Raw genomic sequence first — 24,103 nt, forward strand, 5'->3', positions numbered from 1 at the left:
ACGGCCCTCCTTCAATTACGCGAACGCCAAAACGGCGATGTTTAAGCCGCCGGCAACCAAGGCAACGATCCAAGCCCATTTGAGCATGACCTGCCATTTCACACGGGCAAAGTTGTTATCGATCCAGATTTCCAGGAAGTAGACCAAGGCGACGACGACAAGCGCTACGACAAGCGAAGCCGGCCCTGCGTAGAGGAAGAACATGCCCGTCCATCCAAGAAAGAGAACGTTCTCGCACCAATGCAGAATCTGCACCTTGGCGAGCGTGGGGCCGCTCATCTCGGTAGTGATGCCCTTGACCAGTTCCTGATGGGCGTGATGGCTGCTCGAGATGTCGAAGGGACTCTTGCGCAGCTTGATCGTGAGGATGAACAGCAGGCCGAGGAAGATGGGCCATCCGAAGCAGATCAGGGGTTGGCGCAGATCGAAAAGGCCCGCCACATCGAACGTGCCGGCAATCAGGTACATGCCCACGGCGGTGAAGAGCACCATGGGCTCGTAGGACATGACCTGCAAGGTCTCGCGCGCGGCGCCCACTTCTGCGAAGGGAGACCGCGTGGAATAGGCCGCCATGATGAAGAAGAGGCTCGACAGGGTAATCACCAGGGTGCACAGAAGGAAGTTGCCCCCCGAATAGAACATGCCGCCCGCAACGATCGCGAAGAAGAGGGCGCAGGCGATGTAGGTGCCTTCGACGGTGTTAACGCTCATCTTCTCCTTCTGAAGAAGCTTGCGCACGTCCCAGTAGGGCTGCATGATCTTGGGGCCCACGCGGCCCTGCATGCCGGCGCTGATCTTTCGATCAAGTCCGTCGAGGAAGCAGCCGACAATCGGGGCGAGTACGGCGAAGCAGACAGAACCGATAACGGTAGCAACGAACGTAGTCATGTCAACTCCCTCCTAAAACAGAACCGAAATCGAAAGGGACAGGGACACGGCGAAGGCCGCCACGATAAGCAAGGTGCAGGAAATCTCGCCGATGGGCTTGATCGTCTTTTCCCCGAAAATGTTTTCGAGGTACATGTTGCGCACGGTCGCTTGGGTCTCGCCGCTCATCGAGTTGATGAAGGTGCGGGCTTCGCTGCTGACGCCCACGCCCGACATATACACGCTGGCCTTGCGGACGTCCTTGGGTGCGCGGTTGAGACCCCCAAAGAGAACGATGGCGACCACGACGACGAGAATCGACATGATCCAAAGCAGGTCGTTGCCGATGGGCGCGGCCACCGAACCGTAGACGCTCTGCAGGTACGGGAGCACCGACCAATCGCTTACCACCGGCAGCAAGGCGCAGAGGACGACGATCAGGCCGGCCATAACGTAGAGGGCGATCCATTCGCTCGGATGCACCGACAGCTCGACGTCTTTCTGCTCTGCAGCGATTCCCGAAAGCTTGCCGAGCCATTTGGCCCAGAACATGAAGGTAGCGGCAGACCCGAAGGCCAGGAGGATGATGAGCGCCACCTGGTGGACGTCGATGATCGACACGAGGGTGGCCCATTTCGACACGAGCATGCCGAAGGGGGCGATGAACATCGTCATGATGCCAAGCATCATGAGGCGGGCCAACTTGGGCATGCGCTCGAATAGCAGGTCCATGTCCTCGATGTCGCGCGACCCGATATGGTGCTCGGCCGTGCCCACGCACAGGAAAAGCAGGGACTTGGCCACCGCGTGGAAGACGACCAGGAAGATGGCCGCCCAGACGGCTTCGGGCGTACCGACGCCAGCACATGCCACGATGAGACCGAGGTTGGCGATCGTCGAGTAGGCAAGGACGCGCTTGGCGTTACTCTGGCTGATGGCCATAAAGGAGGCCAGGCAGAAGGTGATGCCGCCCACGAGTATGGCGAGCATCGACGGAATGACCGAGAGCGCGTAGAGGGGTGCGAGCTTGATGAGCAGGAAGACGCCCGCCTTCACCATCGTAGAGCTATGAAGCAAGGCGCTCGTCGGCGTCGGTGCGACCATAGCTCCCAACAGCCAGGTGTGGAAGGGCATCTGAGCCGCTTTGGTAAGGCCGGCAAAGGTAAGGCAGGTGACCGGAAGCACCACGAGCGCTGGAGCGATGAGCCCCATCTGAAGGAACTGGCTGAAGTCGAGGGTCCCCATCACGCCGGCGCTGAAATAGAGGGCGGCAAGGAAGCCCAAGCCGCCGGCGATGTTCATGATGATCTGGCGGAAGGCGTTGCGGATGGCCTCGTCGGTCTTGGTGTAGCCGATGAGCAGGAAGGAGCAGAGGGTCGTGACCTCCCATCCAGTGAAGGCCCACGTCATGTTGTTGCTGAATACGATCACGTACATGGCCGAGAGGAAAAGGAACATGATGGCGAAGAACGTCGGACGACGGTCCTTCTCGCCTTCGTGCTCCTTCTGGAAGTCTTCCATATAGCCCACAGCGTACACGCAGATGCCCGTACCGATGATGCCGATGATGAAGGCCATGATCAACGAGAGGGAGTCGAAATAGAGCCCCTGCTCGACCTCGACGGCATGCGCGAACGAGAAGTCGAAGACGAGGGATCCGACGAGCTGGACGACGGCCAGGATACCGGCCCAGATATTCTTATAGCGCACTGCATAGGCGATGATGCAGGCGCCGATGGCCACGCTCGCGAGGGTGGCAACGGCATCGATGACCGACGACGAAAACGTGAAGTACACGCCCTGCGTGCCCATTTCGGAAAAGGACAGCCACAGCGAATCGGCGGCGATGAGAGCCGCCGAGGCATATACGATGGCGTTTCGTGCCTTGCTTGCGCGCACAACCATCAGCAAAAGGGCGGTTATGAGCGGAAGGCACACGAGGAATCCGATGTGGACCACGCGATCAACTCCTTGCACGATATAAAGCATGAACATGACGAAAAGCCATGTTCCTAAGATAGGGGTTTTGGCCGTCCGCCACCTGAAGCACCAGCCTACGGGAGAACCCCTTCGGTAGACGGAGCATCGAGAGTCTCCGTCACCATAAGGTTTTCACACAATAGCAGGAGCAACGACTAACTCCTCACCTCGGTCTACACGAACGGCCGGCAGAAATCGACCGGGAATTCCCTTTCCTTGAGAATGTTAGGCAGAAATAGAGTTTCTGTGCATCAGCCGCGCACATCAGGTCTCATGGTTAGCCCGCCAAAGCTCGAGGCGACAGATAAAACACCACGATTTGAAGGATATGGGGCAAGAAACCTGAAGAGCCGTGCACAAGGCCCGCGCGAGAGGCAGGCAGACGCACGTGAGAGTGCGTCCCGTCGAGCATGTCGATGAGCGCCCTCGTGTGCGTGGCGTCGGTGTACGAGTTGAGGTTCTTCTCCTCGGAGTGCCCGAAGACGAGCGACGTGGGCTCTCCGGTCCACTTCGCCTTCCAAACGCCTTCTGAGGGCCTTTGAGGCCCTCTTGTCGTCATGGGGACGGTCCTTGACTTGTGCGTCTTGGAGACCTCCTCGCGCACCGTGAGGCACGTCAGGCCGTCGAGCTTTCCGACATCGCTCCTCTCGAGCGACAGGCACTCGCCCAGGCGCAAGCCGCACGTCGCCTGAATCCATCAGCGCGAGCAGCGCGGACGCCGCAACGAACGTCGCCAGGAACCCCCCATGCGGCGCGGGCAAGGCCGGTGTTGCGCAGCACGGCACGTAGCAGCTTGTGGTTGAGCATCGAAGCCTCCGTCTCAAACGGGATGCCCCGCCTGCCCAACAGGACGGGCGGGGTGTGGGGCAGCAAGCCACCGTCTGCCGTGGCGAAGGGGTCGCGGGTGCAGACCCTTATCGCCTGCCACAGATCCCTACAGGTCGCTAGCCACGGTCCTTGGAACGGTGGCGGAGCGCCAGCGCAGCCACCAGGACCGAAGTGCCAGCCAAGCCGACAAGGGCCAGTGTCCCGATGCCCGGCACGGTGTCTCCCGTCTGAGGTGTGCCCGACGTGGAGTCCGCCTTTGCGGAGCCTGTGGCAGCGCTCGTGCCAGCGGATGCGCTGGTCCCGCCATCGGTCGTGGCGTCAATCGCGTTACCGTTGTCCGTGGTGCCACCGGTCGCGCTGCCGCTGTCCGTGGTGCCACCGGTCGCGCTGCCGCTGTCCGTGGTGCCACCGGTCGCGCTGCCGCTGTCCGTGGTCCCTCCCTCATCCGGCTTGAGGCCAGACTCGTTCTCGGCAGCAACCGGCCGGAAGAACCGGAGCAGGCCGGCGTTCAGATAGTTGACGCGCTTCCTGGTTGCCGAGTACGTGTTGGCAGAATCGGCGATCGAGTAGGTGTGCGTGACATCAAGGGTGACCGTCTGGGACGAGACCACGATGTTGTTGTAACTCACGTCACAGCGATACACCGTGCCATCGTCCTCCGCCGTCACCTCGTCAATGGCGTAGGTGGACGTGTAGGTCTTGTTGTCCTGGGTGCTGACGGTGGGCCCGGACGAGATCTCTTGCCAGGTGGGTTTTGAGGCCTCCTTGCGATACCAGCGGAAGAGCGGCTGCTTGTCCGGGTTGGCGGAGGTGGAGTCGTAGTAGCTGCCGCTCATGTCAAGCGTGAGGGACTCCCCCATCCTGCGCGTCGCCTTGCTGGTGGACGTGTCGCTCGCGTCGCCTGTGTTGGCCTGCCCCTGGATGTTGACGCCGCTCACGGCCATGGCGTCGCCGGTCGGCAGCGTGGTCACGCTCACGATGGGCGAGCGCAGGCTCGCCTGCCTACCCGTGCCGTCCACGACAAACACCGCAAAGCGGTAGTTGCTGCTGGTGGAGAGGCCGGCCCAGACGTAGCTTGTGGCGGAGCCGTCCAGCGTGTAGGCGTAGCTGTAGTGGTCATCATCGTTCGCGGGGTACATGGCGACCGCGTACTTGTAGCCATTCGCCTTCTGGTCGGAGGTCAGAATGTCGTTCCAGGACAGGGTGACCGCATCCTTGCCCGTGGTGGCATCGTAGCTGGCACCGGTCGTGGCAAAGCCGCTCACCATGGGGATTTCGGGCTGCTTCACGTTGGTGACGTCGTAGCCCACGATCCAGAACTGGTTGGTGGCGGGACGCGTGCCGTCGCTGGGCATGTCGGAGGAGCTCTGGTCCACCGCGAGCCTCCAGCTGAAGCCGTAGCCCTCGGCAGCCTCGGGCAGGTTGTCCACGGTACCCGTGAACGAGAAGCCCGTGGAGCTAGACTTCAGCGTCGTGTAGCCGCCCGACAGCTCAAACACCATGCCGGTAACGATCTCGTTTTCCCCAATGCCGAAACCGGCACCTACCTGCAGAGCAACGGCACCGCCCACGTCGACGGTCTTCTCGGTCTCGTTCTCGGCCGCGATGGTCTGCGCCGTGGCGACGCCCTCCTCGTTCGAGGCTATGGACCAGGCGTCCTTCCCGTCAAGCTGGTACGTGAAGGCACGCTTGGCGGTAGGCAGCAGGGTCGTCTTGGTCAGGGTGTCGACGCCGTAGCTGGCGGGGTCGCCCTGCCTGTTGTTGAGGACGTCGGAGACCTTGTAGGTGAGCGGCGTGGAGCTGTCACTGCTCACGCTGGCGTCGAGGTCGAAATTTTCGACCGCCTCGTCCCAGGTCTCCTGGCTCACGACTGAGGTGACCGGCGTGAGGAACACGGGCATGACGACGTCCGTCCACTCCGGGCTGCTGGAGTCGCTGACCTCGTACCAGTAGTACATGATGGGCACGGCGTACACCACGGCCTTGTTGCCTTCGGCCGCGTGCGCGTCGTAGTCCACACCGTACGAGAGCGTCGAGGAGCTCTGGTACTCGTAGCCCGCATGGCCCGTGAGCTCCCCCTCGAGCTCCACGCGCCCAAGGAAGCCGCCCGACGCCTCGCCGAAGACGCCGGCCTCTCCCTCGATGGACCAGCCGGAGCCAGAGGCGCTGCTGGACTCAGAGCCAAACGCGGTGCCGCCGTAGTTGAGGTAGTCATAGCTGTCCTGGAGGTCCTGAAAGTACGGGGACCCCTGGAGCACCGCGAGCAACTGCGGCGCAGTGTAGTACTCGGCCGCCGCCTTGAAGCGCACCTGCATGCCGTCGTGGTCCACGTTGGGCAGGCACAGGCTGATCCAGCATCCGTACTGCGTCGTGCCGTGGACACGGACGCTCTCGTTTATGACGCCCTCCTCACCGGTGGTGTAGCCCCGGAGCTTGCCGTCAGACCACTTGGCAGAGAAGTGCGAGACGTCCATCCAGTAGTAGTCGTCATCCTTGCCGAGGTCCTCGTCGCGGTGGACGCCCGTGACGGCGAGGAAGCTCTCCTCGTACTGGCTGGAGCCCGACACGGCGCCCACGCGCACGTCGCCGATCCAGACCTGCTCCTTGCCCTTTGTGTAACGGTTCGAGTTCACCTGGTCAGAGGTGAGGCTGATGCTGCCGAGAGTGTCGAGGCTCACCCCAGCGGAGAGACTGAACGAGTAGATGTCTCCGCCCATGAGAACGTCGTCGTTCTCGGCGGCACCCTGGTTGAGGCCGTTCAAGCGTGCGGCGCCCAGGGCGAAGGGCGCCAAGGTCGGACGGTATCGGCCGTCCTGGCTCGCGTCCTTGCAGGCGGTCTCGGTAATGTGCGCAGCGTCCTTGCCGAGGGCCTTGCGGATGTAGTCGGAGACGACGAAATCGTCCTGGGATGCGTCATAGTACACGTAGCGGTAGCCGAAGTTGGCATACTCCGCGTTTGAGCTGCCACCGCAGTCCCAGCCGGCAATGACGAGGGTCGTGGCCGTATCAGTGTCGCTCGTCCTGAAGGTTCCGAAGGCGCAGTTGGCAGAGACCATGGCGGAGGCTGCCCCGACGGTCGTGCTCAGGGGGATATAGTCGTCGCCCAAGCCGTCGTTTACGACGGCGGAGAGTCGCTTTGCGGTGTCATCCCAGGTGTAGATGTAGCAGCGGGCCGCGTCGGTCGGGTTGTCGTGGTTCGTGGGCGCGGAGACGGTGATGGCAAGCTCTTCTCCGCCGTGGCGGTCGAGGTCGCCGCCGGCAAGGGTGACCACCGGGGCCTTCATGAGCTGCATTCGAGCGGTGGGGTCATCCTTGCTGTTGCGGATCTGGTTAAGCTCATCATCTGTGACGTAGTAGGACGCCTGGCCGCAGTCCACCCACTCCTGGGTGTGGCTCCAGGAGCTGTCGGGCTGCAGGTCCCACATGTCGATGCAGGCCAGGCGCTCGCCGTTCTCGTCCTTGTAGCAGCCCGTGTAACAGAAGACCTCGTCCACGCCGTCTGCGTCCACATCCGCGGCGGCCACTTCGAAGTAGGCGTCGTACTCCTGCAGGTAGCCGGCCCGGAGGTATGCCAGCTCGTCAGTGTAATCATTCACCTGGATCTGACTGTCATTGACCGTGGGGCTGAAGCTCGCGACTTCCGTGCGGTTCCCCTTTGCGTCAAGCGAGAATACCTTTACCGCGAAGGCGCCGCTCAACTGCCGGTTGCCGACCATGGTGTAGTACTGGCTTCCATAGGCGCGCAGCTCGACGACGTGGTCCTTGTAGCCGCTGCCAAGGTCTGCCGAGACGCTGGTGGCATACTTGCCGCTGAATCCGTTGTTGGTAGACCCCTTGATGACGTCATTCTCGTTGTCGCTGAGCGGCGAGTAGTAACTAACGCCCTTTTCAACCATATCCACGGCTGTCCCTGAATCGCTGCTCGTACCGTAGAGCTCGTTAATGGGCCAGAACAGATAAGCTCCGCTCATCCCCCCGTAGTCGTCAGAGATCGTGGTGTAGCCAATCAAACCTTCCGCGTACGTGTTGGCATCGTAGAGCTGGTTGAGCTTCCCCCGCAGCGTGTATACGTTGTTTTTGGCGCCGTTGGCTGCCATGTAGACCTCGTCGTCGCTCAGCAGGGTGGTGCTCACGTTCTCGTCGTTGCCATAGGGGGCATAGGTGCCGGCGTCACCGGTGTCGTCCGAGACAGAGAGGCCAAGGGCTGAGTATGCATCGGTGCTCAGCTGGCTGCCCTCCGAGTAGGGGCCGGGGCTCAGCGCGTCGTCGGCCAGCGCCGTCGCAGTCAGGACGGTACATGCGAGTATCGCCGCGACGACGCCGGAGACTACGGGCAGCCACCGCATGCGTGTGGGGCGCGTTGTCATGGTCGCTCCAATCCTAGAAAGTCCACCTGCTCGGCTGATTCTGCCTGCAGGCTATAGGTGTTCAGCTTCTAGGTGATTTTCGACGGCATGAAAGCAACGCGCGTCATTCCAAAGTATGAAGGCGCAGCAACATGGGACGGCTGCAGCAGGCAGGCGGAGGGACCGGACACAACCGGAAGAGCGCCGTGGATACGCGCGGCACATCAGGGGTCCCGGACGATTCAAAGCGCGGGACGATTCGTACCAGGTTCGTTCCACCCGGACTATAGATACGAAAACAGGCCAGAGGAAATATCCTCTGGCCTGCGAATGAATGGTGGGCGTTAGAAGATTTGAACTTCTGACCTCTTCCGTGTCAGGGAAGCGCTCTCCCCCTGAGCTAAACGCCCGAATATGTAGTGCGCATCTGCAAGCGAGGGATGCTAGCCTGTCCAAGTAGTTGGAGGCGACGCCCGGATTCGAACCGGGGGTGAAGGCTTTGCAGGCCTCTGCCTTACCACTTGGCCACGTCGCCATTTTACAAAAGAGCCGATGCAAATCGCTTTCCATCGGCTCATCTTGAACAATGGAGCGGAGTACGGGATTCGAACCCGCGACCCCCACCTTGGCAAGGTGGTGCTCTACCAACTGAGCCAACTCCGCGTGCGCAAGGAAGTATTATACGGAAACGAGCGAAGCTGACAAGCCCCAAATTTCAACTTTTTTCAAAAAAGGGACCTTGTGTGGACAAACACCCAGGTCAAAGCCACATAAACAGGAGATTCAACATGTGTTGGCTCAATCCGGCAGCGTCCCCCCACCCTGCTCTCGGATGAGGGACGCTCGCGCGTAAACCTCCGAAGGCGGAGCCTAGTCGAACTTCTTCTTCAGATAGTCGGATAGAATTCCCAATCCCGTGCGCAGGGTCTCTTCCTTGGCGCAGTAACCCAGGCGCGCACCCTTGGGCAAATCGAAGCGGCTGCCGGGTACCAAGAGCACGCCTTCGTCCTCCAGGATATCCAAGCAGAACTTCTCGTCGTCTTCGGGGATGTCGAGGCGAATGTAGCTCACCGACACGCCCTTGGGGGGAATCCAAGACACGCGCGGCTCATGGTCGATCCATTCCTGCACAATGGCGCGGTTCTTCTGAATGATGGCGCGATTGCGGTCGAGGATGGCTTCACGGTTGCGCAAGACCAAGGTGGCGAGGGCATCGTTGAAGACGCCGGCGCAGATCATCGTGTAGTCGCGCAGATGGCGCATGTGGTCGGCAAGCTGGGCGTTCGACACGGTCCAGCCCACGCGGGCGGCCGGCACGGAATAGCGCTTGGAAATGGAGTTGGTGGCCACCGCCTTGTCGTAGAGGTCGGCCACGCTCACATATTGATCCGTATCCTCAACCGGGAAGAACACCTCGTCGGCCAGAACCCAGGCGCCTACCGATTTGGCTACTTCCACGATTTCTTCCAGCAGATCGCGCGGGATGCAGGTGCCCAAGGGGTTGCTCGCGTTGTTGATGCAGATGAGCTTGGTATCCTTGCGAATGAGCTTCTTGAGCTCGTCGATACGGGGCTGCCATCCGTCTTCTTCGTGGATGACCCAGTGGTCCACCTCGGCGCCCAGAGCCTCAGGAAGGTCGTAGAGGGGTTGGTAGGTGGGGTATTCAGCAATCACGTGGTCACCGGGTTCCACAAGGGCCATGATGGCGTTGAGGTTGGCGCCCGTGCCGCCGTTCATCTGCAAGACGTTGGCGGGGTCGACGTGCTCGTAGAGCGCAGCCACTTCCTCGCGGAACTCCTGGGACCCGTCGATCCACCCGTAGTTCATCTTCTCCTTGTTGAGGCGGTCGTAGAAGTGGGCGCCCTCCTCATCGCTCAGCGCAAGGATTTCCTCCATCGTGAGGCTGTCGATGGTCGATTGGGCGATGTCCCATTTCGCGTCGTGCTCCCACACGTTCAGATAGTCTTCGACTCCGATGGTCTTGATTTTCATGAATCTCTCCTCCAATTAAAAAAGGGGAAGCAGCCCGCGCAAGCCGCCTCCCCTTTCGTTACCGAACAACGGATTAGAACACCGGGATGATGCCCACTGCGGTGAGCGGGATCGAGATGATGCCCAGGATAGTGATGACCACGCAGGCGACCTTTTCGCCCTGGGACAGACCCTTGGCGCCGCCTTCCTTGCGGCCCTTCAGATAGAAGAAGAAGCCGGGGACGTAGCCAAGGCAGGCCAGGAGCAGGAAGCCCCAGCCGGTGAACAGAACGCCGACAACTTGGAACACGAGGGCGATCACACCGAAGACCAGGTTCTTGACGTCGTGCTGCTCAGCCGAATACTTCACCTGATAGGCGGCAGCGAAGGCCCACGTGATAACGATCGTCACCGTGCACATGCTGATAGCGAAGGTGTAGGCATCGGCGGCAGTGAAGGCGATGATCAGGAAGACCTGAGTGCACGCGCCCACGATAATCAGAGCCATCTGAGGAGCGTTCTTGGCGTTCATCTTGTTCCAAGAAGCCGGCAGCAGATGGTCGTCGGACATGCCCGAAGACGTTTCGGCAGGCAGCATGGTGAAGGACAGCCAGGAACCGAGCACCGAGATGATGATCGCGATCGAGATGAAGGTGCCGCCCCAGCCGGGAGCCATGGCGTCGAACACCGTGATGGTAGCGGGCTTGGGAGCCGCGACAAGGTCAGCGTAATCCATCACGCCGTAGGGCAGGATCGAAGCGCCGATGTAGAGCACGAGCAGGACGACGAGGCCCAGAATGGTAGCGGTGCCCACTTCGGACTTCTTGGCAGCGCGCTTGGACATGACCGTTGCGCCCTCGATGCCGATGAAGACCCACATCATAATCAGGATGCAGTTGGTAACCTGCGTGGCCACATCGCCGAGCTCAACGCCGTTGGCCGCCATGACCACCGCGTTACGCTCCATAGTGCCCCAGAAGTCGGCCGTAAAGATGCCGGCGTTGAAGCTGATGATGCAGAACAGGATGAACAGCAGAATGGACACGACCTTAACGACCATGACCACCGCGTTGAGGAAGGCAGCAGATTCCACGCCGTTGATGACGAGGAAGGTGATCAGCCACAGGAACACCGACACGCACACGATGGCGGCAATGTTGGGGTCGCCCGTTTCGGTGGCGAAGACGCCCGGCATGAGGCTGCCGAACACCTGAGCCACCATCGTAGCGAAACCGACGTTGCCCAGCCATGCCGACAGCCAGTAGCCCCAACCGGAAAGGAAGCCGGCGAAGGGACCGAAGCCTTCGGACGCGTACTGGTAGATGCCTTCGACGTCGGGGCGCTTGGCACCCAGGTTCGCAAGCGAGAGCGCCAGGAACAGGAAGCCCAGACCGCACACGACCCATGCGATAAGCGCAGAGCCGGGGGCGGCAACGTTGGCCAGCTGGCCGGTCAAGGCGAAGACGCCGGAGCCGATGCAGGAGCTGACCACGAGGCCGATGAGGCCGAACAGGCCTACACCCTTAGCATTTTCTCCCATGAGAGAATCCTCCTTGTAAATAGGTGAAAACGCCGCCCGAGTTCCCATCTGACTGCGTCACGCAATGTTGAAACATATTCCGTCGCGCAGACAGCTCGGGCGGCCTACGAGGTCTCCCCCGCTTGCGCGAGCGAAGGAGACCGCATAGACGAAATGAAGGGACGTGAGAACGTCCAAGGGAAGAGACCCTAGAGGTCCTCGCGCCAGGCCGGCATGCTCATGCAGCGCGGGCCGCCGCGGCCGCGCGAGAGCTCGGCGGACGGGATGACCTTGAGGTCGAGGCCCTCCTTGTAGAGGTAGTCGTTGGTGACGTTGTTGCGCTGGTAGACCACGATGGTGCCGGGGCGCACGCACAGGGTGTTGGAGCCGTCGTTCCACTGCTCGCGCTCGGCGGCGATGCGGTCGCCGGCGCCGCACTGGAGCAGCTTGACCGGCTGGCCGACGTACTTGGTCAGGATCGACTCGAGGTCGGAGTCGAGGCGCTTGACGTTGACCTTGCCGTCGGCGCCCGGGGTGAGCTCGAAGACGGTCAGCGGCCCCAGGATGCCCGGGTGGATCGTGAACTTGTCGTAGTCGATCTGCGTGAAGACCGTGTCGAGGTGCATGAAGGCGCGGCTGTTGGGGATGTCGAAGGCCAGGATCGTGTCGATCGTCGAGGTCTCGTCGGCGAAGATGCCGCTGGCCAGGGTGTCGATGGCGTCGGGCTCGGTGCGCTGGGAGATGCCGATGGCGAGCACGTGGTCGTTGATGTTGAGCACGTCGCCGCCCTCGATGTGGAAGGCGTAGTCGCGGTGGTAGTACTGCGGGGTGCCCTTGAAGTCGGGGTGGTTGTCGAAGATGTACTGGCCGTAGATGGTCTCGCGGTTGCGGGTGACCGAGTACATGCGGTGGATGGTGACGCCGTTGCCCACCATGGCGAACGGGTCGCGGGTGAAGTAGAGGTTGGGCATGGGGTCGATGACCATCTTGGTCGGCGAGCTCACCAGGTCGATCAGGCTGTTGGAGCGGTCGACGTCGAGCTCGGAGAGGTTGATGCCCGTCATGGTCTTCTCGACGAGGGCCTTGGGGTCGGCGAACTCCGAGTCGAGGTAGTCGGCGATGATCTTGTGCCACTTGGCGGTGTGGACGCCGCCCTCCTCGATCCACTGCTCGACGAACTTGGCGCGCAGGGCCGGGTCCTTCACGACGTCGGCCATGAGGTCCTCGAGGTAGACGACCTCGACGCCCTCGTCGCGCAGGGTCTGCGCGAAGGCGTCGTGCTCCTGCTGGGCGACCTCGAGGAACGGGATGTCGTCGAACAGCAGGCGCTCGAGGGTGTCGGGCGTGAGGTTCAGAAGCTCGTTGCCGGGACGGTGGAGGATGACCTTCTTGAGCGGTCCGATCTCGCTCTTGACGTTGACTCCGGTCATGTAGGCTCCCCTTTCTTTGCAAGAATATGCAACTCACCAGGTAGTGGAAGTTGACCGTGTCTATTCGGTCGAACCTCCGATACCGCACACTTTACTCTGCGCACCGGTAAAAGCAATTATGAACATTCTGTTAAACACTATTGTCGGTATGCGGTATGTTTTTGCTTGCGGATGGTACTTGTTTTCGAAAATGCTTTCTGTTTATGAGGTCAATGACACGATATACAGATACCTTATGAAGCTCTGACCTGGGGTTTTTCTTTACAATGCATATCATATTCATTGTCAATATGCATTTTCTATCCAATTCATTGCATAATCCAACGCCCTTATCCTCTCGTATCGGCCCTTCTCTGTCAGTCGATACAAAACGACGCTACGATAGATGCGATAGGCTATTCATTATTTATGGCATTTTATGCAAGAATCTCATTACAGAGTCGAAAGGAACGCGTCCACCGCTGGCAGGCGCTCTCAGACCGCCTCTGCAAGGCGCACGGGGAATTCCTGCTGATCCTGCAGTGCCCTCGCACAGTTCTGCTCGATACGCACGTCTGTGGCAGCTTACACGTGCAATCCCCTTGCACAAAGAGCTTTCCAGGCGCTCGTTCCCGTTCGGCGTGCAAAGGCCCTGCACGTTGCGCAGGCGGACTGAGAGCGACACGGAGAATGGCGAGGAGGCCCGACGGGGATTCGAAAGCTCTCCCCGTCGCAACCGGGCCCTCTGCGCAGAGCGCCTCGATAGGCGAGGCTCCGCCTCTTCCCTGCGCACGCCACACTGCCCTCCTTCTGGTTCAACATGCACCAACCGCTCCCCTTACAGGCGATGCTCGCGTCGCGACCTCGTCGCACCTATCCGCACAGGCACCGTCGGACGTCGAGGGGGGGGCAAGGACCCTAGAGAGAAAAGAAAAAACGAAGAAGGATGCAGCGTCATAGATACGAAAAAAGGCCCTCCGAAGAGGACCTTTCTTTGGGCGATGGTGTCGGAGACGGGACTTGAACCCGTATGCCCGTTTAGTTAGGCACTAGCACCTCAAGCTAGCGCGTCTGCCAATTCCGCCACTCCGACGTGTTGAATGACAACGAAGATTACTTTAACAGAACGTTCCCCGTTTGCAAAGAGAAATTTTTATTTTATTGCCCCCTGCGGAAAAATAATCATGAGCACGATGAGCGAAACGAGGAACACGATCGCGAACACGATCGTGAAACGGTCGAGGTTCTTTTCAACGATGCTCGTGCCGTTGCTCGAATTGTAAAGAGAGCTTGCGATGGCATCCGAAATGCCCGTGCCCTTACCGGAATGCAGCATGATGAAAACGATCAGGCCAGCACCCGACACGACGAGCAGAATCAGGAAGATGATAAGCAAAGGGGTCACGATAGTTCTCTTTCTAGAATTGCCATTCTCGTGCGACCTACGCGCACGAAATAAAGATTATAGCCGAATGCCTGACAGCTGCAATCATTTGCGCAGAAGCGATGGAGCAGTCATCTCATCGGGGATGGAGAGCCCCGCCATGTCGAGCAAGGTCGGCGCGAGATTGCTGAGGGCCGGAACCTGCCCTTCCGGCACGGGCGCAAAGGCGCAATTCTGACCCGAATAGTCGATCATGACGAGCGGCACCGGATTGGTCGTATGCTGGGTGAAGGGTTCGCCGGATTCTGACACCATGACATCGGCATTACCGTGATCGGCCGTGAGCAGGGCCAAGCCATGCTTCCGCTCCAAAGCGGCAACGACCTTTCCCACGCCTTCGTCGACCGCCTCTACGGCTTTGATGGCAGCGGGGATCGACCCCGTATGGCCCACCATATCGCAGTTGGCGAAATTGACGATGTAGAAATCGGCTTCGTCGTTGTCGATCGCCTTCGCCAAGGCGTCGGCAACAGCAGGTTCGCTCATCTCGGGCTTGAGGTCGTAGGTAGCCACTTTGGGACTGGGAATCAGCGTGCGGGTCTCCCCCGTCTTCGGCTCTTCCTTACCGCCGTTGATAAAGAAGGTCACATGGGCGTACTTTTCGGTTTCGGCGATATGGTACTGGCGAAGGCCGGCCTGGGCGATCACATCGGCGAGCACGTTGTGCGGGAACTCCTTGGGGAAGGCAACCGCAGCTTCGATAGAGGGGTCGTATTCGGTACAGCAGACAAAATGCGGGAAGACAGCGGGATGCTCGAAGCCGGAGAAATCGCGATCGGTGAGGGCCCGCGCCATCTGGCGGGCGCGATCGGGACGGAAGTTGAAGAAAATGGCCGCATCGCGGCTTTCGATGCCACGGTCGACGAAGGAAGCCGGGACGACGAACTCGTCGGTGACGTCGCGGTCGTAGGACGCCTGCATGAACGCGACCGGGTCGCAGTTGGCGTGCGGCTCGCAGGTCACCATGGCGTCGTAGGCCTTCTTGACGCGGTCCCAGTTGGTGTCGCGGTCCATAGCATAGTAGCGACCCGAAATCGAGGCGATGCGAATCTGGCAGGCATCGTTGGAAAGCTCACCGATGCGCTCCTCGAGCTCCTTGATGAAGCCCGCACCGCTCGTAGGCGACACGTCGCGGCCGTCCATGAAACAGTGGACGAACACGCGGGGCACCTTGCGTTTGGCAGCCATGGCAAGAAGGGCATAGAGATGTTCGTTGCTCGAATGGACGCCGCCGTCGGACAAGAGCCCCATGATATGGAGGACGCTATCGGGAGCGGATGCCACCCGCATAGCCTCGACGAAGGCCTCGTTTTCTTCGATGCTCCCGTCACGGCAGGCCTTGTTGATACGGGTGAGCTCCTGAAAAACGACGCGGCCTGCGCCGATATTCAGATGGCCCACTTCCGAATTGCCCATTTGGCCGGCCGGCAAGCCGACGGACTCGCAGGAAGCCTGGATCTGCATATGCGGGAACCGCTTCCACAGGGCGTCGAGATGGGGCGTCTGCGCCTGGGAAATAGCATTGCCGGGACCGGCCGAAGCCAATCCGAACCCGTCCATGATGATGAGGGCCGCCGGCAGATAATAATGCTTGTCGCTCATCGGGAGAACAACTCGCTTTCTCTTGGGAATCGATCGGTGAAACGAAAAGCGGGCGCCGGGGCGCCCGCACGATGCATTATACGCATGCTTTGATGAGCTGGACAAAGGATTCGGCCTTGAGAGCCGCCCCTCCGATGAGGCCGCCGTCTATGTCGGGCTCGGCGATGAGGCCGTCGACGTTCTCCGGCTTCATCGAGCCACCGTAGAGGACGCGCACCGCCTCGGCCGCGTCAGCGCCGAAATCGGCCGCGACTTGCGAGCGAATGGCCTGACAGACTTCCTGGGCCTGTTCAGGCGTTGCGGTACGGCCGGTGCCGATGGCCCAAATGGGCTCGTAGGCCACCACGCATTTCGCCACCTGTTCGGAATCGAGCCCCGCGAGTGCAGCGTGCACCTGTTTGGTGACGAAATCGAGGTAGGTATCGGCATCGCGCACGGCAAGGCTCTCCCCCACGCAGACGATGGGAACCAGACCGCCGGCAACGAGCGCCAGAACCTTCTTGTTGACCATCTCGTCGGTTTCGGCGAAATAGGTGCGTCGCTCGGAATGGCCGACGATGCAGTGGGTAACGCCCACCTCGTCGAGCATGGCCACGCTCGTCTCGCCCGTGAAGGCACCCGAAGGCTCCCAGAAGACGTTCTGGGCACCCACGTGAATGGGGCTGCGGTCGAATTCGAGCACGGAGTGAACGGCCTTGAGGTCGACCGTGGGCGGGCAGAGCACCACGTCGACCGCATCCCATTGGCTCTTGTAGCGGTTGCTGATCCCCTGGGCGAGCACCACGGCTTCCGACCAGGTTTTATTCATCTTCCAGTTGCCGGCAATCATGGGTTTGCGCATGCTAATCCTCCTCGAGAGCGACCACACCCGGCAGAGGCAGCCCCTGCACGAGTTCCATCGAGGCGCCGCCGCCGGTGGAGATGAAGGTCATCTGGTCGGCCAGGCCGAACTTGTTGACCGCGGCCACCGAATCGCCGCCGCCGATGATCGTGGCGGCATCGGTGTTGGCGGCCACGGCTTCGGCCACCGCCTTGGTGCCGTGGGCGAAGGCATCCATTTCGAACACGCCCATAGGGCCGTTCCAAAAGACCGTCTTGCCCTGGGCGATTGCCGCAGCGTAGAGCTTTTCGGTTTCGGGCCCGATGTCGAGCCCCATCATATCAGCGGGAATGGCGTCGCACGAGACCGTTTCGGTGCGGGCATCGGGCGCGAATGCGTCGGCCACGACGGTATCGACGGGAAGCAGGATCTCGACGCCCTTGTCCTTGGCCTTGGCCAGCATCTGCGCGGCGCGCTCGACCCAGTCCTCTTCTTTCAGGCTCGTGCCAACCGTCTTGCCCTGGGCGAGCAGGAAGGTGTAGCACATGCCCCCGCCGATGATGATCGTGTCTGCCTTGTCGATGAGGGCGTCGATGACCCCCACCTTGTCGGACACCTTCGAGCCGCCCAAAATAGCCACGAAGGGACGGCGCGGGTTCTCGAGCATACCCGACAGGGTTTCGACTTCCTTCTGCATGAGAAAGCCGGCATAAGCGGGTAGCAGGGCCGCCACGCCCGCCGTGGAGGCATGAGCGCGATGCGCAGTGCCGAAGGCGTCGTTGACGTACAGGTCGCCAAGCTCGGCAAGTTTCTCGCAGAAGGCCACGTCGTTCTTCTTCTCGCCCTTGTCGAAACGAAGGTTTTCAAGCAAGACGATCTCGCCGTCGCCCAAGGCTTCGACGAGCTTGTGGGCTTCGGGGCCCACGGTGTCGGACGCGAAGGACACGGGCGCGTCGATGAGCTCGGCGAGGCGGGCAGCGGCGGGAGCAAGCGAGAACTTCGCCTCGAATCCCTCCCCTGCCGGGCGACCCAGATGGCTCATGAGCACGACCTTGGCCTTGTGGTCGACGAGATACTGAATGGTGGGCAAAGCCGCGCGGATGCGGGTGTCGTCGGTAACTACGTCGCCGTCGAGGGGGACGTTGAAATCGACGCGCACGAGCACGCGCTTGCCTTCTACGGGTGCATCCTGAAGTTTCTTCACGGAAGCCAAAAGAACTCCTTCCACGCAAAGCCGCCCGCATCGATCGATACGGGCGGCCGAGCGAACGAAATGCTAGAACAGGATCTTGGCAAGGTCGGCTACGCGGTTCGAGTAGCCCCATTCGTTGTCGTACCAGGCAAGCACCTTGCACAGGGTGCCCTCGCCGCCGAGAACCATCGTGGTGCCGGCGTCGAAGATCGACGAGTGCGCGTTGCCCACGATGTCGCAGGAAACGATCGGGTCGGTTTCATACTGGATGTAGCGGGCCATATCGCCTTCGGCTGCCGCCTTCATCGCTGCGTTGATTTCATCGGCGGTAACGGGGCGCTCGGTTTCGAAGGTGAGGTCGACCATGGAGCCGTCGGGGACGGGAACGCGGGTCGACATGCCGTCGAGCTTGCCCTTAAGTTCGGGAAGGACCAGGGCCACGGCCTTCGCGGCACCCGTGGTGGTGGGGATGATCGACGAGGTGGCCGTGCGGGCGCGGCGGTAGTCCTTGTGGGAGGCGTCGAGCACGCGCTGGTCGTTGGTGAAGGCGTGCACGGTGTTCATCATGCCGCGCACGATGCCGAAGTTGGCGAGCAGGACCTTGCAGACCGGGGCAAGGCAGTTGGTGGTGCAGGAAGCGTTGGAAACGATGTTGTCGGTCGCGGGGTCGTAGTCTTGCTCGTTGACGCCCATCACGATCGTCTTCACGTTGCCGCCCTTGGCGGGAGCGGTGATGATGACCTTCTTGGCGCCGGCTGCAAGATGTTTGGCCGCGCCCTCTTCGGTGCGGAAGACGCCGGTGGATTCGATGACGACGTCGACGCCGAGCTCGCCCCAGGGGAGCGCTTCGGGGTTGCGGTCGGAAAAGACCTTGACGTCATGCGTGCCGTCGACGACGAAGCCGTCGTCGCTCACCTCGACGGCATAGGGGAAGCGACCCTGCACCGAGTCGTACTTCAGAAGATGGGCGCTGATACCCTTGTCACCGGTGTCGTTGACGGCTACCACCTCCAATTCGGGATCGTCGTACATCGCGCGGAACACCAGACGGCCGATGCGCCCGAAACCGTTGATTGCCACCTTGGTAGCCATACTCTGTCCTTCCCTGAGAACGGAAAAAGAATTGTGCCGTATGCAGCGGCGTGCAAGACGCCGCTTACAGACAAAAGTCTATCGCATTCACTCGCTGCTTCGACCGTCAAGCTCTTCAATTCGCCGCACGCGATGGTAAACGGCGGATTTAGAGAGCGGAGGGTCGGCGTATTGGCCGAGCTCTTTGAGGGTGGCGTCGGGGTGGGCCACGCGCAGGCGGATGAATTCTTGCAGGGCAGGCGGAAGGTTGTCCATCCCCACCTTGTCGACCACCCGGCGAATGGCCATGATCTGCTCGATGCTCGCGTCGCTGGCCTTCTGCTGGTTGGCGAGCTCGGCGTTGACGCGCCGGTTGACATCGTTGCGCACGCTTTTGATCACGCGCACGTTTTCCATGGCCAGGGCGCTTTGATGGGCCCCTACCAGGGCGAGAAATTCGGAAATCGACGAACCGCTCTTCATGTAGACGATGTAGTTGCTGCGGCGCTGCATGATCTTGGCATGCACGCCCGCCTCGTCCATGAGCGCCGAAAGGTCCTGGGCCAGATGCTCGTTCTGCACGGTGATCTCGAAGTGGAAGTCTCCCTTGGGGCTCGCGATGAAACCGCTTGCCAGAAAGGCCCCACGCAGGTAAGCCGCTCGGCAACAGCGCTTGGCCACGAGAGCGGGATCGATACCCGCATCGAGGCCGGCGTCCGAAAGGACGCCCAAATCGCGCAGGGCATCGGGCAGGTCGCGCTGCATGGGAACCGAAATGAGGTAGTTGGGCGTTTTATGCAGGACGCTCCGTCGCACGGTAAGCTCCGTGCGCAGGCCGTAAATGGAGTGGAGGAGCTTCACCATAAGGCGGGCGACGCTCGGCGAATCGGTATCGACCTCGAGCGACATGCGCCCCTGGCCGGTAAGGCGCAGAGAGCCTTCCAAATGCACGAGCGCCGCAAGCGTGGCGCGCTCGCAATGGGAGCACACCGGCTCGACGCGCGAGAGCTCCTCTTTTACATCTGCGGTGAACGACACAGCTTGAGCACCCCCGTAAAGGCTTCGCGCAGGGCCACCGGGTCGTGCCAGGTGGGATGCTGCGAGTCTGCGAGGTTTTTGGTGATGACCATGGGGCCCGACCGCTGGATGCGCTGCACGGCATCGTAGCTGACCGAAACGGGCCGCACGCGCCCCGTTTCCTCGCCCCAGCCATGCGGAATGCCGGCCACGTCGGGGCCTTCGACGACCGAAGCGAAATTGCCCGCTTCGAAGCCGCCCGGCCGCAAGCGCATGGGCGTGCTGATAAGGACGTAGTCGAGCAGCCCCTGCATGCCGTGGGCCTGCAGGGCCTGGACGTGTTCTTCTGCCGAAAGCCCCCAGGTCTCCCCCTGCATGTCGGCCAGGCCGCAGACGAAGAGGGTCTTCGCTCGCGACGACCTGATGGCGTCGAGCACGCCCGGGACGAGGAGGTTGGGGATGATCGAGGTGAAGAGCGACCCCGGCCCCAGCACGATGAGATCGGCCTCGCAGATGGCTTTGATGGCTTCGGGATAGGGCGTGCCCAGATGGGGGCCCTTGAGCCACACGCGTCTGAGGGCCGTACGGGAATGCGAGAGCAGGGCCTGGCCTTCGATCGTACGTCCGTCGCGCGTTTCACCGCAGAGGACGATGTTGTCGAGCGTCGAGGGGTACACGTGTCCCTGGGCGTGCAGGAGACCCTCGCAAATGCGGACCGCTTCGGGGAAAGACCCCGTCGCGTCTTCGAGGGCCGAAAGCATGAGGTTGCCGAGCGTGTGGTTGTCGGCGAATTCGAAACGATACTTGAATGCCTGGGTAAGCGGATCGTCGGGATCGGCCGCGAACGCCACCAGGCACTTGCGCACGTCGCCCGGAGGGGTCACGTTCGCCTGAGCGCGCAGCTTGCCGGTCGAGCCTCCGTCGTCCGCCATGGCGACGACGGCCGACGTCTCGACCCCCAGCGAAACGAGGGTCTTGATGGACACGGGCGCCCCCGTGCCGCCGCCGATGACGACGGCGCGCAGCGGCTTGGAACGGCCCACGACCGGCAGGGCGTCTTTGATACGCGAGAAAGACGTGGTCGCGGAGGGATCCTGCTTGAATGCGGGGTTCATGCTAGCGGCCCCCTTCGGTGTGCTTGTCGATATCGGCGCGGGAAAGATCGCGATGGCTCACGTGGACCCGATAGCCCTGGTTTTTCAGGTAGGCGCCCGTGGCTTCGGCGATGGCCACGCTACGATGCTGGCCGCCTGTGCAGCCCACCGCGATGGCAAGCTGCTGCTTGCCTTCGGCAACGTAGCCGGGCATGACGCAGTCGAGCAGCGACTTCCACCGCTTCATGAACTCCTGCGTTTCAGGACGGCCCATGACGAAATCGCGCACGGGGGCATCGAGGCCGGTCAGGTGACGCAAGTCGGGATCGTAGTAGGGGTTGGGCAAGAAGCGGACGTCGATGACGATGTCGGCGTCGCGGGCGGCGCCGTGCTTGAAGCCGAAGGAGTAGACGATTACCCCGAGCCCCTCTTGGTCGCTGCCCCCCTCGAAGGCGCGGGCGATGGCGCGGCGCAGCTCGATGGGACGCAGGTCGGTCGTGTCGATGACCATGTTGGCGATTTCGCGCAGCTCGCTGAGCATGGCCCGTTCCTTTTGAATGCCCTGAGCGATGGTCATATGGTTGTCGGTACACATGGGATGGCGGCGACGGCTGGCCTTGTAACGGGCGAGCAGGGCGTCGTCGGCCGCGTCCATGAAGATGATGCGATAGGTGATCCCCTGAGCCTTGAGCTTGACCAGCTCGCGGGCGAGCTCGCGGAAGTAGGACCGGTTGCGCGCGTCGCAGACCACCGCGAGATGACGACGGCCGTCGGCGGTGCCGCCGGGGATACTGTCCGACGTGACGAGCGACACGAGCAGCGAGGGAGGAAGGTTGTCGATGCAGAAAAAGCCCAGGTCCTCGAAGGTATGCATGGCTTCGGTGCGACCGGCGCCGCTCATGCCCGTGATAATCACCAGGTCGGGTTGGGACGGGCGCGCCGCTTCCTGCGTAGCGCGCTCTTGCGATTCGACGTTATCGGCCATCGGAATCCCCCGTTGCATCATCTTCGCTGTTGGTTCGCAGCTCATTATACTGCGCAAGCACGGCGTACACGTCGCGTGCCACGGCTTCGGGCACCACATGGGCATCGACGATGTCCGCAAGCGACGCTTCGCGCAGGCGCTTGAAGCTCTTGAAATGCTTGATGAGCGCCTTCTTGCGCTTGGGGCCGATGCCTTCGACCTCGTCTAAGATGCTCGCCGTCATGCCCTTCTGGCGCAGCTCTCGGTGGAAGGTGATAGCAAACCGGTGGGATTCGTCGCGCACGTGCTTGACCAGGTAGAGCGAGGCCGAGCCGCTGGGCAGGACGACGGGGCCCGCCTCCTGCCAGGGGACAAACAGCTCTTCGTCGCGCTTGGCCAGGCCCGCCATGGGGATGTCGACGCCCATCTCGCCGAGCTGTTCCATGGCCGCCGAAAGCTGGGGCTTGCCGCCGTCGAGGATGAGCAGGTCGGGCTTGCGGCCGAACCGTTGGTCGGCCATGCGTTCGGGCGCATAGCGGCGGCCGAGCACTTCCTGCATGCTCACGAAGTCGTTGGCCTCGTCGAGGTCGGCCCGGATCTTGAAGCGCCGGTATTGGCTCTTGTCGGGCTTGCCGTCGGTGAAGACGACCATAGAGGCCACCGTGTAGGCGCCGTGCAGGGTCGATATGTCGAAACACTCGATGCGCAGCGGGGGCGCGTCGAGCGCAAGGGCGCTTTCCAGCTGGAGCAGGGCCTCGTTGATGCGCTTGTCTTCGTAGTTGGTGCGCACCTTGTAGCGCATGAGGGTATGGCGGGCGTTGACCTGGGCCATTTCGAGCAGATCGTGCTTTTCACCGCGCTCGGGCTCGACGATGCGAACGCGGGCGCCGTACTTGTTGTCGAGCTTCTTGGTGAGCCATTCCTCCATAGAGGCCGCGTCTTCGGGCAAGGTGGCGCAGATCACCTGACGCGGAATCGAGGTGGTGGCGTCGTAGTAGCGCAGCATGAAGTTATGCACGAGATCGGTGTCGGGCACGTCTTTGCCCTTGTTGAGCACGAACTCGTTGCCGTTGATCACGCGGCCTTCGCGCACCATGAGCACGTGGACGCCCGCAATCGTTTCCTCGCGGTAGAAACCGATCACGTCGGCGTTCATATCGCCCGACACCACCGCATGCTGCTTGTCGGCCAGCTTGCCGATCAGGTCGATGCGGCCCTTCAAACGGGCGGCGCGCTCGAATTCCAGATTGGCCGCCGCATCCTGCATGTCGGACGTGAGCTCGTCGACGAACTCCCGATGGTTGCCGCGCAGGAAGCGCTTGACCTTTTCGACGTTGTCCTTGTAGGCCTCAGGCGAGATCGCCCCCGAACAGGCGCCCGGTCCGATGCCCACATGGCAGTCGAAGCACTGCTTGTGCGGCTGTGCCGCGTAGGCGTCGTAGCCCTTCTTTACGATGGCGCGCGTCATCTGGCGCCAATCGGGGCAGCGCGCCGAACAGAGGGGCACCACCTTGCGGGTGATGTCGATGAGGTTGCGGGCGGCGCGGCTGTCGGTATAGGGCCCGAAATAGGAAGTGCCCTTCTTGTGCTTCTCGCGCGTGAACTTGATGGCCGGGAAGGTGTCGGATTCGGTCACCGCGATGAAGGGGTAGCTCTTGTCGTCCTTGAAGTCGGCGTTGAAGAAGGGCGCGTACTGGTTGATCAGGTTCTTTTCAAGCACGAGGCTTTCGTACTCGTTGTTGACGACGATGTACTCGAAGGTATCGATCTGGTCGACGAGCAGGGGGATTTTCGCCCGATCGTCCTGGAAGTTGACGTACTGGCGCATGCGGGCACGCAGCTGCTTGGCCTTGCCCACGTAGATGACCTGGCCCGTCTTGTCCTTCCACAGGTAGACGCCCGGTTCGGTGGGCACCTTGTCGAGCTCGCGCTTGATGCGGTCGATTTTGTCTTGATCAGCCATAACGCCTTTCGGGACC

General features: G+C 61.5%; 15 protein-coding genes and 4 tRNA genes. All 19 read right to left on the reverse strand.

Annotated features, from left to right (window positions below):
• Positions 1-15: 15 nt before the first annotated feature.
• The 19 genes from BN3270_RS09695 to uvrC all read right to left on the reverse strand — a co-directional run bounded on the left by BN3270_RS09695 (position 16) and on the right by uvrC (position 24,087).
• Positions 16-888, reverse strand: a complete 873-nt coding sequence (locus tag BN3270_RS09695) for an NADH-quinone oxidoreductase subunit H (RefSeq protein ID WP_058986348.1) — start codon at positions 886-888, stop codon at positions 16-18.
• Between the two features lie 12 nt (positions 889-900).
• Positions 901-2,826, reverse strand: coding sequence for an NADH-quinone oxidoreductase subunit 5 family protein (locus BN3270_RS06615; protein ID WP_271711947.1), 1,926 nt, complete (start codon positions 2,824-2,826; stop codon positions 901-903).
• A gap of 965 nt (positions 2,827-3,791) precedes the next feature.
• Positions 3,792-8,042 (reverse strand): fibronectin type III domain-containing protein, encoded by a 4,251-nt coding sequence (locus BN3270_RS06625; protein WP_148335505.1) that lies wholly within the window; start codon positions 8,040-8,042, stop codon positions 3,792-3,794.
• 314 nt (positions 8,043-8,356) lie between these two features.
• Positions 8,357-8,431, reverse strand: a tRNA-Val gene (locus tag BN3270_RS06630).
• Positions 8,432-8,482: 51 nt separating this feature from the next.
• Positions 8,483-8,556, reverse strand: a tRNA-Cys gene (locus BN3270_RS06635).
• A 52-nt stretch (positions 8,557-8,608) separates the two neighbouring features.
• Positions 8,609-8,684: transfer RNA gene (locus tag BN3270_RS06640), tRNA-Gly, on the reverse strand.
• Positions 8,685-8,891: 207 nt separating this feature from the next.
• Entirely contained in the window at positions 8,892-10,013 is a 1,122-nt protein-coding gene (locus BN3270_RS06645) for an aminotransferase (RefSeq protein ID WP_058986351.1), read from the reverse strand.
• Positions 10,014-10,086: 73 nt separating this feature from the next.
• Positions 10,087-11,532 (reverse strand): basic amino acid/polyamine antiporter, encoded by a 1,446-nt coding sequence (locus BN3270_RS06650; RefSeq protein WP_058986352.1) that lies wholly within the window; start codon positions 11,530-11,532, stop codon positions 10,087-10,089.
• Positions 11,533-11,720: 188 nt separating this feature from the next.
• Positions 11,721-12,941: an arginine deiminase gene (locus tag BN3270_RS06655; protein WP_058986353.1), complete on the reverse strand. Its 1,221-nt coding sequence runs from the start codon at positions 12,939-12,941 to the stop codon at positions 11,721-11,723.
• Positions 12,942-13,922: 981 nt separating this feature from the next.
• A tRNA-Leu gene (locus tag BN3270_RS06660) sits at positions 13,923-14,013 on the reverse strand.
• A gap of 60 nt (positions 14,014-14,073) precedes the next feature.
• Positions 14,074-14,325: a preprotein translocase subunit SecG gene (gene secG / locus BN3270_RS06665; protein ID WP_058986354.1), complete on the reverse strand. Its 252-nt coding sequence runs from the start codon at positions 14,323-14,325 to the stop codon at positions 14,074-14,076.
• 84 nt (positions 14,326-14,409) lie between these two features.
• Positions 14,410-15,966, reverse strand: coding sequence for a 2,3-bisphosphoglycerate-independent phosphoglycerate mutase (gene gpmI, locus BN3270_RS06670; RefSeq protein ID WP_058986355.1), 1,557 nt, complete (start codon positions 15,964-15,966; stop codon positions 14,410-14,412).
• Between the two features lie 76 nt (positions 15,967-16,042).
• Entirely contained in the window at positions 16,043-16,807 is a 765-nt protein-coding gene (gene tpiA, locus BN3270_RS06675; RefSeq protein WP_058986356.1) for a triose-phosphate isomerase, read from the reverse strand.
• A 1-nt stretch (position 16,808) separates the two neighbouring features.
• Entirely contained in the window at positions 16,809-17,999 is a 1,191-nt protein-coding gene (locus tag BN3270_RS06680; protein ID WP_058986357.1) for a phosphoglycerate kinase, read from the reverse strand.
• Between the two features lie 63 nt (positions 18,000-18,062).
• Entirely contained in the window at positions 18,063-19,070 is a 1,008-nt protein-coding gene (gene gap / locus BN3270_RS06685) for a type I glyceraldehyde-3-phosphate dehydrogenase (RefSeq protein ID WP_058986358.1), read from the reverse strand.
• 87 nt (positions 19,071-19,157) lie between these two features.
• A complete protein-coding gene (whiA, locus tag BN3270_RS06690; RefSeq protein ID WP_058986359.1) occupies positions 19,158-20,087 on the reverse strand; it encodes a DNA-binding protein WhiA in 930 nt (309 codons plus the stop codon).
• Entirely contained in the window at positions 20,066-21,181 is a 1,116-nt protein-coding gene (locus tag BN3270_RS06695; protein WP_058986360.1) for a gluconeogenesis factor YvcK family protein, read from the reverse strand. Before BN3270_RS06695 ends, whiA begins: the two co-directional genes overlap by 22 nt.
• A 1-nt stretch (position 21,182) precedes the next feature.
• Positions 21,183-22,145, reverse strand: a complete 963-nt coding sequence (gene rapZ / locus BN3270_RS06700) for an RNase adapter RapZ (protein WP_058986361.1) — start codon at positions 22,143-22,145, stop codon at positions 21,183-21,185.
• Entirely contained in the window at positions 22,135-24,087 is a 1,953-nt protein-coding gene (gene uvrC, locus BN3270_RS06705; RefSeq protein WP_058986362.1) for an excinuclease ABC subunit UvrC, read from the reverse strand. The genes rapZ and uvrC overlap by 11 nt, the downstream gene beginning before the upstream one ends.
• Positions 24,088-24,103: the final 16 nt, after the last annotated feature.

The sequence above is a fragment of the Hugonella massiliensis genome (genome assembly GCA_001486445.1).
Lineage (GTDB): Bacteria > Actinomycetota > Coriobacteriia > Coriobacteriales > Eggerthellaceae > Hugonella > Hugonella massiliensis.

What these genes read in the sequence shown, in the direction of transcription:
- BN3270_RS06655 (WP_058986353.1), bottom strand. Translation starts at nt 12,941, where the DNA reads ATGACCGGAGTCAACGTCAAGAGCGAGATCGGACCGCTCAAGAAGGTC.
- tpiA (WP_058986356.1), bottom strand. Translation starts at nt 16,807, where the DNA reads ATGCGCAAACCCATGATTGCCGGCAACTGGAAGATGAATAAAACCTGG.
- gap (WP_058986358.1), bottom strand. Translation starts at nt 19,070, where the DNA reads ATGGCTACCAAGGTGGCAATCAACGGTTTCGGGCGCATCGGCCGTCTG.
- BN3270_RS09695 (WP_058986348.1), bottom strand. Translation starts at nt 888, where the DNA reads ATGACTACGTTCGTTGCTACCGTTATCGGTTCTGTCTGCTTCGCCGTA.
- BN3270_RS06645 (WP_058986351.1), bottom strand. Translation starts at nt 10,013, where the DNA reads ATGAAAATCAAGACCATCGGAGTCGAAGACTATCTGAACGTGTGGGAG.
- uvrC (WP_058986362.1), bottom strand. Translation starts at nt 24,087, where the DNA reads ATGGCTGATCAAGACAAAATCGACCGCATCAAGCGCGAGCTCGACAAG.
- BN3270_RS06650 (WP_058986352.1), bottom strand. Translation starts at nt 11,532, where the DNA reads ATGGGAGAAAATGCTAAGGGTGTAGGCCTGTTCGGCCTCATCGGCCTC.
- gpmI (WP_058986355.1), bottom strand. Translation starts at nt 15,966, where the DNA reads ATGAGCGACAAGCATTATTATCTGCCGGCGGCCCTCATCATCATGGAC.
- rapZ (WP_058986361.1), bottom strand. Translation starts at nt 22,145, where the DNA reads ATGGCCGATAACGTCGAATCGCAAGAGCGCGCTACGCAGGAAGCGGCG.
- BN3270_RS06695 (WP_058986360.1), bottom strand. Translation starts at nt 21,181, where the DNA reads ATGAACCCCGCATTCAAGCAGGATCCCTCCGCGACCACGTCTTTCTCG.
- BN3270_RS06625 (WP_148335505.1), bottom strand. Translation starts at nt 8,042, where the DNA reads ATGACAACGCGCCCCACACGCATGCGGTGGCTGCCCGTAGTCTCCGGC.